The sequence below is a fragment of the Treponema pectinovorum genome (assembly GCF_900497595.1).
Classification (GTDB): domain Bacteria; phylum Spirochaetota; class Spirochaetia; order Treponematales; family Treponemataceae; genus Treponema_D; species Treponema_D pectinovorum.
This window is the reverse complement of the sequence record NZ_UFQO01000002.1, coordinates 173892-187241: the sequence shown is the minus strand read 5'-3', so window position 1 is coordinate 187241 and position 13350 is coordinate 173892. Positions and strand designations below refer to the sequence as shown.

At 35.0% G+C, this 13350-nt stretch carries 8 protein-coding genes; 6 read left to right on the top strand and 2 right to left on the bottom strand.

The genetic code is table 11. The features are described 5' to 3' along the window. From jag to FXX65_RS03165, 4 genes are all read left to right on the top strand, one after another. A complete protein-coding gene (jag, locus tag FXX65_RS03180) occupies positions 1-708 on the top strand; it encodes an RNA-binding cell elongation regulator Jag/EloR (RefSeq protein ID WP_147615054.1) in 708 nt (235 codons plus the stop codon). Further along, a complete protein-coding gene (locus FXX65_RS03175; RefSeq protein ID WP_147613413.1) occupies positions 708-1496 on the top strand; it encodes a DUF6675 family protein in 789 nt (262 codons plus the stop codon). Before jag ends, FXX65_RS03175 begins: the two co-directional genes overlap by 1 nt. Before the next feature lie 54 nt (positions 1497-1550). Then, positions 1551-2585, top strand: a complete 1035-nt coding sequence (locus tag FXX65_RS03170; RefSeq protein WP_246104338.1) for a peptidylprolyl isomerase — start codon at positions 1551-1553, stop codon at positions 2583-2585. Positions 2586-2803: 218 nt separating this feature from the next. Beyond that, entirely contained in the window at positions 2804-3532 is a 729-nt protein-coding gene (locus FXX65_RS03165; protein ID WP_147613412.1) for a putative ABC transporter permease, read from the top strand. A gap of 137 nt (positions 3533-3669) precedes the next feature. Here the strand turns inward: FXX65_RS03165 and uxaC are convergent, their stop codons facing one another. After that, the gene (gene uxaC, locus FXX65_RS03160; protein ID WP_147615053.1) at positions 3670-5079 is read right to left on the bottom strand and encodes a glucuronate isomerase; all 1410 of its coding nucleotides are present in this window, start codon (positions 5077-5079) and stop codon (positions 3670-3672) included. Between the two features lie 193 nt (positions 5080-5272). On the opposite strand from uxaC, the gene FXX65_RS03155 reads away from it, so the two are divergent. Together FXX65_RS03155 and FXX65_RS03150 are read left to right on the top strand one after the other, a co-directional pair. After that, entirely contained in the window at positions 5273-8083 is a 2811-nt protein-coding gene (locus FXX65_RS03155) for a PD-(D/E)XK nuclease family protein (protein WP_147615052.1), read from the top strand. Positions 8084-8098: 15 nt separating this feature from the next. After that, positions 8099-11593, top strand: coding sequence for a UvrD-helicase domain-containing protein (locus FXX65_RS03150; protein ID WP_147615051.1), 3495 nt, complete (start codon positions 8099-8101; stop codon positions 11591-11593). Between the two features lie 109 nt (positions 11594-11702). On the opposite strand, the gene FXX65_RS03145 is transcribed toward FXX65_RS03150, so the two are convergent. Next, entirely contained in the window at positions 11703-13265 is a 1563-nt protein-coding gene (locus FXX65_RS03145) for a UxaA family hydrolase (RefSeq protein WP_147615050.1), read from the bottom strand. Between the last annotated feature and the right edge of the window lie 85 nt (positions 13266-13350).

Genomic DNA, 13350 nt, shown 5'->3' with positions numbered 1-13350 from the left:
ATGAATTACGAATTTGAAGGAAAAAATGAAAAAGAAGCGATTGAAAAAGCAGCCTCTGAATTGGGACTGGAACGCGATCATTTTGATGTTGAAATTATTGAAACTCAAAAAAAATCACTTTTTAAATCAGGATATGTAAAAATCCGCGTTCATCCTGTGAATGATGGCAGTGTAAACCCACCCGCTAAACATTCTTATGAAATGGAAAAACCTTATAAAAAAGCAGTTGTAAATCCTATTGCTAAAGATGAATTTGAACAAAAACTTTTGGATTTTATTTCAAATATTATCGAAAAAATGGGTTACGACGTTGCCGTAGAAATTTCTTTTAGAGAAGAGAAAAAGGTTTGCATTAAACTTTCTTCATCATCATCTTCGATACTAATAGGTCGCAAAGGAAAAAATTTGGACGCGTTGCAGCTCCTTGCAAATGTTTATGCTGGCAGACTTGGAAGGGAAGATGTGCGCGTTATATTGGACACAGAAAACTACAGAGTGCGCCGCGAAGAAAACCTTGTACATCTCGCTTATAACGTAGCAGACAGAGTACGCTCAACGAGACAGTCTGTGTTGCTCGAACCAATGAATCCTTTTGAACGTCGCCTTATTCATACTACATTAAACGACATTCCTGATGTAGAAACTATTAGCGAAGGCGAAGGTCTTTACAAACAGGTTAGAGTTATTTACAAAGGTTCGGGATTTTAATGAATAAAAAGTTTTGCATTTTTGGTGTTGTTATTTCACTTTTTGCACAACTTTATGCAAACTCTACAGATATGTTTTTGAAGCCAGAACTTGTTAGCGAATTAAACGAAAAAGGGTCTATAAGAAGAATTTTTCAAAATGAAGATGTTTCTTTAACCCTTACTCCTAATACAGTTTGTTCACAGAAAGTGGCAAATTCTTGGAATCTTTCGGAAAAACCTAATTTAGTTTCGGAAAATCTTTTTTTGGTAAAAAAATCTGAATTAAAAGAAAAAAGTTCTTTTCCAGAGGAAGTTGATTTTTCAATCGATAACGTTTCAAAAATTGTGCGTTCAATTTCAAAGATGAAAGGAATGCGATATTATTCTGAGACGAGAAAAAAATGGCAAACTCTCTATCACGAGGCGTATGTTTGCAAATCGTTGGAAGAAAAAAATATTTCCCTTGCAGATGTTACAGAAGGTTCTGCGGACGGTCTTAATATCTTTTGTTTTTTGGAAGATAATTCTTTTGGAAAGAGCGTTTATTCTGCGAATTATTTGCAAAAAGAAAATGAAGTTGGATTCACTCTTACCAATTCTGAAAGTTGGACTTATTCATTTGTTCGTGCTTTAGAGCCTAACAGTGTAAAGATAAGCATGGTTGTGATAGATAACGATGATTCTTATCTTGTTTATATGCTTTTGCAAGCAAAACACAAAACAATACCTCTTTTGGGAGATAAAATTCAAAAATCTTTGGCGAATCGCATAGATGCTATTTTTAATTGGTTTACTTATCAGTTTTGATAGAATTTTATGCGAATAAAAAATTTGTGATAAACCTTTTTACGTGGAGGGAATATGAAATCAAAAATTCTAGTGGCTATTATGGGCTGTCTGGCAATAAATTTTGGGGGATGTAAATCTATGGATAAGGAATTAAAAGCTATAGAAGGAAAAGATGGAGTTTTTGCGATAATGGAAACTTCTAAGGGGCCAATCGTTCTTGAGCTTTTTTATGAAAAAACTCCGTTGACTGTAACTAATTTTGTTGGTCTTGCGGAAGGAACTTTAGATGCTTCAAAAGGTAAGAAATTTTATGATGGGCTTACTTTTCATCGTGTAATTTCTGATTTTATGATTCAAGGTGGCGACCCTGAAGGGTCTGGTCGTGGTGGTCCTGGTTATAGGTTTGCAGATGAATGTTTTGAAGATTTGACTTTTGAAAAACCTGGTCTTTTGGCAATGGCAAATTCTGGACCTTCTACGAATGGCTCGCAGTTTTTTATTACTCATGTTCCAACAACTTGGTTGAATGGCAAACACACTATTTTTGGTAAAGTTGTTAATGATGAAAGCCAAAAAGTTGTAAATGCTATTGCGCAGGGTGATAAAATTATAAAAGTTACTATCGTGCGACAAGGTGAAAAAGCAAAGAAATTTACTGCAAATCAAGAGAATTTTGACAAGCTTTCAAAAGAAGCTGGTGCAAAAGCGCAAGAAGCAAAAAAACTTGCAAATGCAAAAAAAATTGCAGAAGTTGAAAAGAATTTTAAAGGATTTGCTGTTGATTCCAACGGAATTTATTGGAAGACAACAAAAGAAGGAAATGGTGCAAAAATTGGTGGAAGAAAAAACGTTGCTTGCGAATACAAAGGATATTTGGTTGACGGACGCGTTTTTGACCAATCGGCAGGCAGAGGACCTTTAGAATTTGTAACAGCAGGCGGACAGATGATTCCCGGATTTGACATAATGGTTCAAGATATGAAATTGGGAGAAAAAAGAACTGTTGTAATTCCATCAGATTTGGCTTATGGAGATCAAGGATATCCCGGTGTTATTCCTGGTGGTGCATATATCGCTTTTGATATTGAAGTTGTAAAAGCAAAATAGACAACGCTTCGTAAGTGAAGCATTGTTTGTTAGTATAAAATCCATTGCAGTGCGACATTTTCGCTTTGTGATGGATTTTTTTGTGCCAGGGATCGTTGCGGAAACACCGCAGGGCTTGCCCGAGGAGTTGTAGCAAGAGCCCGACCCGAACTTTGTGAGGGTGGCACCCTGCCCCATATAAATTTGACCTGTCTTTAGTTCTAAGGTATTTTTTAACTATGAGTTTTTTGCTTGTCATATTATTTTTATTTTTTGCAGGAAGTTCTCTTGGTTGGGTTCTTGAAGTTTTTTGGCGCCGTTTTTTTAGTGCAAACAATCCTGAACGCAAATGGATAAATCCCGGTTTTTTTATTGGGCCATATTTGCCATTGTATGGTTTTAGTTTAATCATTCTTTTTTCGCTTAGTTTTATTGATGTGAGTTTTGTTGAGAACAAGATTTTGCAAAAAATTGTACTATTTGTTTTTATGGCGATTTCAATTACTTTTCTTGAATACATTGGCGGTTTGATTTTTATTAAAGGAATGAATATAAAACTGTGGGATTATTCTGGAATGTGGGGAAATTTTCAGGGGCTTATTTGTCCGCTGTATACTTTTTTTTGGTATCTGTTGAGCGCCTTGTATTATTTTATTCTGCATCCGAGAATCTTAGACTGGCTTTATTGGTTCACCAATCATTTGGCTTTTTGCTTTTTTGTTGGATTTTTTTATGGTGTTTTTGCTGTGGATTTAGGATATTCGCTTAATTTGATGGCGAAGATTAGAAAATTTGCAACGCAGAGCGAATTCGTAGTAAAGCTTGAAAATCTTAAACACACTATAAGAAAAATCAATGATGAAAATAAAGAAAAAGTTCACTTTTGGCTCACTACAAAATCTAAAAATGTTGGATTAAAGGAAGCGATTGAGCGGATGAAAGAAAAAATTGAAAAAAATGATGTTTAAGATGAATTTTAAATTTTTTAGGTTTTAAGAAAAACTTTGCAATTAAATAATATATTCAGCAATAGATGAAAAAGAAAAAGGCACTTCATTTTGAAGTGCCTCGTTTTTTATTTTTGGGGTTTTACTTTTTAGACGAGTTATTTTCCAAAGTAGTTAAGTGCATTGCCAAAGCTTATGTCTTTTACTATTTTTGTGAGCATTTTTTCGTCATCAGGATATTCACCGTTTTCTACCCAAGTTCCAATGATGTTGCAGAGTATGCGGCGGAAATATTCGTGGCGCGAATAAGAGAGGAACGAGCGGGAATCGGTTAACATTCCGACAAATGCAGGTATCATTCCGAGATTGCCCAGAACTTTTATCTGCTGTTCCATTCCATCTTTGTGGTCACAGAACCACCAGCCTGAACCCATCTGAATTTTGCCTTTGATTCCTCCACCCTGGAAGCAACCCATAATTGTACCCATAGAATAGTAATCTTTTGGATTTAAAGTATAGAGAATTGTTTTTGGAGTTCCGCCTGCTGCTTCGATAAGAGAAAGAAGACCAGCAAGATTTTCTGCCATTGGCTTGTCGTGTGAACCGTCGAATCCTGTGTCCGGACCTAATTTTTTGAACATTGCTTTATTGTTGTCGCGGATTGCATTCATGTGCCACTGCTGTACGATTCCTCTTTCTGCATAAGCGCGTCCGAGTGCTACTAAAACTTTTGTTTTGTATGCTTCTGCTTCGCTTTCTGAAATAACTTCGCCTTTTAATGCACGTGCAACAACTGCATCGATGTTTGCATCTGTGTCTACTTTGCAAGGAGGATATTCAAGTGCATGGTCTGACGCTTTGCAACCAACTTCGACAAAGTAATCGAGGCGTTTTATGAGAGCAGCAATTACATCATCTGAAGTTTTAATATCGATTCCAGAAACTTCTGAAAGTTTTTTCATATAATCTTTATAAGTTGGAAGGTTGATATTTAATGCTTTGTCTGGGCGATATGAAGGGCGAACCTTTGTGTTGATTTTTCCGATAGGAGCGGTTCCTGCTGCGATTGCCTTGTGGTATTCAAGGTCATCGATTGGGTCGTCTGTTGTTCCTACTGCATAAACATGAAATTTCTCGAAAATTCCTTTTACAGAAAGTTCATCTGTCTGTAGCATTGCATTTGCTTTTTCCCAGATGCGAGGTGCTGATTCTACAGTGAGTGGTTCATAAATTCCAAAATAGCGCTGGAGTTCCATATGTGTCCAATGGTAAAGAGGATTTCCGATGAGATGCTCAATCGTTTCTGCCCATTTTAAGAATTTTTCATAATCTGGTTTATCGCCTGTGATGTAGTCCTCGGTAACTCCGTAAGTTCTCATCTGGCGCCATTTGTAGTGGTCTCCACCAAGCCAAATTTCTGTTAAATTTTTGAATTTTTTATTTTCTGCAATTTGAGCAGGAATAAGGTGGCAATGGTAGTCCCAAAGCGGTTCATCTTTGCAAGCGTCAAAAAGTTTTTGAGCAGTTTTTGTTTCTAGCAAAAAATTTTTGTCCATGAATTTTTTCATTTCGTAACTCCGTTAGTGTTATTTTTGGTTTTGAAAATACTCAAACCATAATTTATGGCATATATTTTATTACGAATTTTACTATTTGTGTATATAAAGTTTTGGCAGTAAATCTCAAATGAAAATTCAAAACTTATTTGTGCAAATAATAAATTATTTTTTCGTGATATAATTTTTTTATAACGAGATAAAAATGCAAGAAAATTTAATTGAAAAAAATCTGAGGGAAAACATAAGGGATGAAAATTGTATTTTCGTTTTTCCGACAGAAATTTCCGCTTCGATGTGGGCAGATAGGATAATTTTTACAAGCGACTGTTCCGCAGTGAGCATGGAAAGATTTCTCGCATGGGACAAATTTAAAGCGCAGGCGGTTCGTGGTGAAAATCAAGGCAAAGAGTCTATTCCTGCAACGATGCGTTCTATTTTTGCTTCGTTGGTAATTCAAGAAAATGCTAAAAATCCTTTTTTTAAAAATTTAATTCCACAAGAATTTGCAAAGACAGCTTCGAGTTTTACAAATTGGCTCGCATCGATTTTACCTTCTTTGGGATTGTGGAAAGAATTTTCTGAGAAAAATGGTGGTGCTAAAGATTTAGAAGATTTTGACCTTGAAGAACTTTATAAAAGATATAAAGCATTTTTGGATAAGTACAATCTTTTTGATCCTGCGTGGGAACGTCCGCCTTTTAAAAATAATGGCAAAAAATATGTGATTTTTTTTCCAGAGATAAATTCCGATTGGGAAGAATATCGCTCGATTTTGGAGAATTCAACGGAATTCATAAAAATAGTTAGAGTTTCTGATGAAGAAAAAATTTTGGGCGGAGTAAAAGTTTTTAATAATTCACGGGTTGAAATAAAAAATTTGGCGAGCGAGATTTCTATCCTAAATAGAAAAAAAGGAGTTCCCTGGTCGCAGATTGCTGTTAGCGTTCCAGATTTAGAACTTTTTGGGCCTTATATTGACCGCGAATTTGAACTGATGGAAATTCCTCATGTTATGAGATTTTCAAGAGCATTGGACGCAACTGGAGCTGGCTGCCTTTTTAGACAAATAAAAGAATGTGCGGAAAGTCAAAACGCTTATGAATCTATAAAAAATTTTCTTTTGAACAATGAGCTTCCGTGGAAAACTGGCGATTTGGGTGAAAAATTGGTTCAATACGGAAGAGAAAATCACTGTATATGCAGTTTTAAATATGAAGGGAAAAATATTGATATATGGAAAGAATCTTTTAAAGAAAATCGTCCAGAAGAAATTGTTGAAAGTTTTTACAATAAATTAAAAAAATCGCTGGAGCTTTTTAAAAGCGCAAAGACTTTTGCTCAAGTTCGCGAAAATTATTTTTCGTTTAGAACTCAATTTTTTGATATGAACCTTTGCAGTCAAAAAACAAACAACATATTGAGCCGCTGCATAAGCGAATTGGGGGCAATAATCGATTTAGAAGGAAAATACGAAGAATGTATTGTTCCTTGTCCTTTTGATTTTTTTGTCGATTTTTTGTCGGATGTAAAATATCTTGAACAGGCAGAAGAAGGTGGTGTTCAGATTTATCCTTATAAAACTGCGGCCTGTGCACCTTTTTCGTGCCATTTTGTCGTAGATTCAAGCCAGAATTCCTTAAATGTTGCGTATAAAGAACTTTCATTTTTAAATGATGAAAAAAGAACTCGTCTTTTAAAAAGAGATGAAACAAATGTTTCAGATAAATATATTTGGCTTTATCTTATGAACAGCGTTGGCGAGCAAGTTCAATTTTCCTGTTCAAAGCGAACTTTAGACGGTTATTCGCAGGCGGTAAGTTATTTAAGAGAAGTTGATTTAGATAAAATTGATGATGAAGAAAAACTTTTTCCAGAAAATCCTTATAACGCAGAGAAAAAATGGTTTTGTGGCGAAAAAATAGAATTTCCTAAAGTGATTACGCAAATTCAAAGTGAAAGTTTTTTTAATTGGCTCAAAATTCAAAAAACACAGGCGAGTCCTCAGGAAAAATCTATTCTTGCTCTAAGCGATATTACTTTTGGTAATGATAAAAATGGAAAACAAAAAAAACTTCATATTTCTGCGACGGGTTTGAAAAAATTTTATTCTTGTCCAAGAATTTATTTTTTTGAAAAAATCTTGAATCTTAAAAAGCAAGAAAATGCTGGAGAGTTGATTGACCAATATGCCAGCGGAAATTTATATCACAAAATACTCGAGTGTTTTTGTAAAAAGCTTTTAAAAGATAGAATTCAATTAAAAATTGAAGAGAATGCTCTTTCGCCAGAATTTGCTAAAATGCTGAAAATTTCAATTGACGAAGCGATAAATTCCTGCGAAAACGGCGAAAGTAGTTATTTAAAAAAACAGCTTTTGAACACGACAAAACAGACGATAAGCGATGTTATTTTTAAGTTTGTAACACATTTTTGTACAGTTTTTAACGGTTGTTTTGTTGAAAAAACAGAAGGCAGTTTTTATTTTTCTGAGGAAGGCAAGGATTATAGCTTTATGGGAAAAATCGACTGTCTTTTAAAAGATGCAGCAAACGAGCAGTATTATCTTGTAGATTTTAAAAATTCGAAATATGCAATTCCTGAAAATTTGTTTTACGAAATTCCTCAAAACGAAAATGATGAAAAAGAAATTGCGTTAGAAGAACAAGATTTACCGGATTTTCAAATGCCACTATATGTTTTCCTTTTGGAAAATCAGGAAAAACCAATAAAGGTCGAAAATGCTGCTTTTTTTGATATTTCAAATGCAGTCTGTGTTCCAGTTTTTGGAAAAGAAATTGCAGGTCGTGCAGGAAAAAATCGGGAAGAAATTTTTAACTACGATGATTTTAGAGCAACGATTGAAAAGACCAAACAAGCCTCTTTTAATTTTGTAAACCGAATAAAAGATGGCGATTTTAGATTGAATGATAAAATTCAGACTTTTACAAAGTGTTCAGCGTGCGATTACAGAACAATTTGCAGAAAAACATTTAATGTAGCAAAAGGCGAATAGATAGCAGGAAAAAAAATGAACGAAGAGAAAAAAAGGAGTCCTCTGCCAGAACAGCAGAGAGCTATAGAAAGCATAAAAAATACTGTGGTTGCCGCTGGCGCAGGCTCTGGGAAAACAACCGTTCTTTCGCAACGATTTCTAAATCTGGTCAAAAAATTTAATTATTCAGTGGACGAAATTTTGACTTTAACTTTTACAAAAAAAGCGACTGTTGAAATGTCCGAAAGGATTTACAAGGTTCTAAAAAACGAGGCTCCTGAACAAGCGGCTCTGTTTTATAAAGCAAATATAAAAACTTTGGATAGTTATTGTAACAGTGTCGCAAAACTCGGTTCCAGATTTTATGGAATTAGTCCGGATTTTACGCAAGACGAAAAAAAAGTTTTTGCTCAGGTAAGGGAAAAAGCGCTGCCGTTTATTTTGGAGCACAGGGAAAATCCTGCAATAAAGCATTTTGTAAAAATTCAGGATTATGAACAGATTGCAGAAGATTTATTTGTAGAACCAATTTTAAAAAAATCAAAAATTGCAGAGCCCATAGATTTTTATGGCGATTTGGAAAAGCAGTATAAAAAAATTGAAATTGAATGGGAAAAAACGGTTCAGTCGATACACGGGCTTCTTGAAGAAGCAGAAAGATTTGAAGATGAATTTGAAGGAAATCGGGAAACAAATTTTTTTCAAGCTTACCTTAAAATAAAAAATTCTACAGAAATTCCAGAAGCAATATTCATTTCTGCACAGCAGTTAAAAGATAAAAATTATCAAGATGAAATATCAGATAAAAATTTTACGCTGGAAAAATATGTTTTTAGTTTAACTCAATTTAAGTATCCAAAGGCAGGAAATACAAAGGGAGGAAAAGAATTTTCCTGTCTGGTTGACGAATTGCGAAAAAATCTTTCATATCTGATTTCGCTTTTTAACTACATTTACGGAATTCCTTTTGTAAACGAATTGATTCCTCTCCTGCAAGAATTTCAGCAGATTGTTATGGAAACAAAACGTTCTTTGAATTGCCTTACTTTTTCGGACATTTCCAATATGGCTCTCTGTATTTTGCGTGAACATCCTGAAATTAGACTTTTGGAAAAGAAAAAATACAAAGCGATAATGATTGATGAATTTCAGGATAACAACAAAGACCAGCGGGATATGCTTTTTCTCCTTGCAGAAAAAATTGAACGACAGGAAAAAGGCGTTCCTTCAATCGCAGAAATTTTGCCGGACAAGTTATTTTTTGTTGGCGATGAAAAACAGAGTATTTATAAATTTCGTGGAGCAGATGTAGAAGTATTCAACAATCTTACAAAGGATTTTCAAGACGGAAAACTCGAAATGGCGACAAATCATCGCTCGCACCCTGAGCTTATAGCCGCTTTTAACACGATTTTTGGTGGAGAAAAATATCCTCTGAACAATACAAAATGCAGCGAAAATTTACCCTCAGTTTTTTATAAAGAAACGCAAATCAATGTGGAGATTCCAAGTTATGAAGCGATTTATCACAATGTTTGCATTCCAGACTATAAAGATAAGACGATAAAAGAAAAGCGGATTCACCTTGCGTTTTTTGAGAAAGATGAAGAGCAGGAAGAAAATTCACTCTTTAAAGAAAGTGCAGAAGCGCAATGGGTTGCTTTAAAAATAAAAGAAAAAATTGAAAATGGAATAAATCCGTCTGATATAGTGATATTGATGAATACGTATTCGCATCAGGCAGTTTTTGAGCGTACATTTTTGGCTCACGGAATTCCGTATAATACTGAAAATATAAAGGGATTTTTTTCTGACGGTCCAGTTTGCGATATAACTTCGTATCTGCGTTTGTGTGCTTATCCAAAAGATAGACTCGCTTATGCACAGGTTTTGCGTTCACCTTTTGTAAACCTTTCTTTGCAGGAAAGTGAAGCGGTTTTATCACAAAATTTAGAACCCTTTGCAAACGAAAGTGAAAATCTTTTAGAAGAAGATTCGCTTTTAAGATTTAGACAAGCATCGATTTTTTTTGAACGAGTAAAAAATTTTTCCAAAGAAAATTCGCTTGCAAAAACAATTTCTCTGCTTTGGTATGAAGGCGGATATCGCTTTGAAACTATGTGGAATAAATCTGTAGAAAATTACGGAAAACTCTACGATTTGCTTTTTGAACTTTCCAGGCAAGCAGATGAAGCAAATTTGAATCTTGCAAGTTTTGTAGACAGTTTAGATTCATATAGCGAGGAAAATTCTTCGTTAGAAATAAATATTCCGCTTGAAAAATCAGATGGCGTTCACATAATGTCGATTCACAAGAGCAAGGGTCTTGAATTTAAAATCGTTTTTGTCTGCAACACTCAAAATTCAAAAGGATATTCAAAAAATGATATGCCAATTTATTTAAGCCGCGATTTTGGAATTACCGTAAATAGTCCCTTGTGCGAAACTTTTAGCGATTCTGCAAAAAATTTTTTCTTTGAATATGCAAAGGAAGAAAATTATGCAATGCAGAGTGCAGAAATGCGCCGTCTGACTTATGTTGCACTCACTCGTGCCATCGATGAAGTTTTTATAACAAACGGCAAATATTCAAAAAAAGGCTGGGATAAGAGTCATAAGTATTTGCCAGGGAACGAAGGAAAAATCTTGAGCATTTACGATTGTCTTTCGCCAATAGTCGATTTTTATCAAGAAGATGAAAACAAAGTTTTTTCTCCGTTTACAGAAATCGAGTATATTCCGCAATATCCACGAAGCGAGATTTTTATTGAAAGCGGAAGAAAAAATATTTCAAGCGAAAAAACTAAATTTGTAAAAGGACTCAGGAACAAAAATCCCTATGAAAATTCGCAGTTGTTAAAAAAAGAAATCGTAGAAAAGATTCATCTTTCTCCGAGCAAACTTTATAAAGAAGAATTTGAAGAAAATACAAGCGATATAAAAAATCTGCCCTATGCGCAAATAAACGAAATTGTCGAAAGTCAAAGGCACAAAAATTTTGGGTATAACGATTTTGGAACGATTGCGCACGCATATATGGAAAGCGCAATAAATAAAACAGAAGACAAAATTCCTTACAGCAATAAAGATATAACCCATCTTGACGGTAACCGCGAAGACTTGCTGATAATTGAAGAAGCCTGCATAAAAATGAAAGAAGAATTTAAAAATTCGCAAATTGGGAAAAAGGCGATAAATTCTGTTTGGCATAGAGCAGAAGAATCTTTTAGAAGCCGGATTGGAGATAAAATTGTAAACGGAACGATAGATTTAGTTTTTAAAGATGAAAATGGCGACTTTGTGATTGTTGATTATAAGACAAATCAGGATATAAAACCTGAACTTTACTATGTTCAACTCGCTTCTTATGCACAGGCTGTTTCCCAGATGTATGGTGTGCAACCCGAAAAAATTCGCTGTTTTTTATATTACTTACGATTTGCAAAAGAAATTGAAATTAGCGATGAATGCAGAAAAATCGATTTAAATGCAACTATAGAAAAATATTTATATGACAATAACGAAGAATAATTTTTTTACAAAGCGTGATAAGCATCTATAAACAAAAAACCGCCTCTTGAACTTATAGGAATCCCATATTCAAAAAGCGGTGATTTTATTTTTTTGTTTTAAATGTATTTTACAGAGTTACGCCATCTTTAAAAATTGCAATTTCTCGATAGTTATTTTTTTCGTTTTTAGCCATAAGTCTTCCAGAAACGACATCGCAAATCTGCTGCAAAAGAGAATCTCTAACTTCATCGCTTGGTTCGTCTAAGAGCCTTGCTGCATCAAAATCAATCCAGTTAGATTTTTTTTCTGCAAGCGGATGGTTTGTTGCAATTTTAATTGTAGGAACTGGAGAGCCAAGTGGAGTTCCTCGCCCTGTAGAGAAAAGAATTATGTTTGCACCAGCAGAAGCTAAATCCGTAGTCGAAACAATGTCGTTTCCGGGTCCTTCCAAAAGCGAAAGTCCCTTTTCTTTAATTCTTTCGCCGTATTTTAGAACGCCCATAACTGGAGCTTTTCCACCTTTTTGAACACAACCCAACGATTTATCTTCCAAAGTTGTAATTCCGCCTGCTTTGTTTCCAGGAGATGGATTTTCGTAGCAAACTTGATCGTGTTTTGTGTAATAGTCTTTAAAGTTGTTTATAAGGTCGACGGTTTTTTCAAAAACTTCTTTATTAACCGCTCTGTTCATCAACATTTGCTCTGCGCCAAACATTTCTGGAACTTCTGTCAACATTACTTTTCCACCCATTCCAGTTAAAGCGTCGCAAACTCGCCCTATAAGAGCATTTGCAGTTATTCCAGACATACCGTCAGAACCTCCACACTTCATACCCAAAACAACTTCAGAAAGCGGAGCAGGTTCTCGTTTAAAATCCTTAACATAGTCAACAAGTTCTGTTATGAGTTTTTTTCCTTCTTCAAGTTCGTCATCGCAAAGTTGAGAAGTCATAAATTTTACGCGGTTTTCATCATATTCGCCCAAAAATTCTTTGAAATATGGAATATTGTTTTCTTCACAACCGAGCGAAACAACTAAGACGCCTCCTGCATTAGGATGATGAACTAAATCGGCAAGAATTTTAGCAGTTGTTTCTTTGTCGCCACCCATCTGCGAACAACCATAAGGATGAGTCCAGGTAAATACGCCTTCAAGGCCGCCTTCAACATTTGGACCAGGTTCGCCACCAAGGAATTTGCCGTTTGCCCATGCTGTAAGAGTTTCAGAAATTTTATTGACGCAGCCAACAAGTGGAACAATCCAAATTTCGTTTCGGCTTCCAACGCGACCATCTGGGCGTTTATAAACATTTACGGTTGGAATATTTTTGCGTAAAGATTCAGTTTCTTTAAACCAATTTTCGTAAGCAGTTTTTGCCGCTTTTTCGTTGTATGAATATTCAAATTTTTCAGAAAGAAGAGTGTGAATATTGTGCGAGTGAACATGTGCACCCTCTTCAATATTCTGAGAAGCTGCACCGATCGGATAACCGTATTTTATTATAGGTTCATCTTTTTTTATATTGCGAAGAGCAAATTTATGACCAGGAACAATGTCCTCTTTGAGCGTTACAGTAAGTGCAGGAGCGTTTTCCATAGCTTCAAGAGAAACAGAAGTTCCCTTTGCTAAAGGCTGGAGTGCAACTGCAACAATGTCTGCTGGATTGATTCTTATAGCGATTTTGCTCATTTTGTACCTCTAAAAATAAAGATAAAATAATTTATCATTAAAAAGAGGCTTTGTACACAGAAAGGAAAGTCGAGTTTTTAGACAA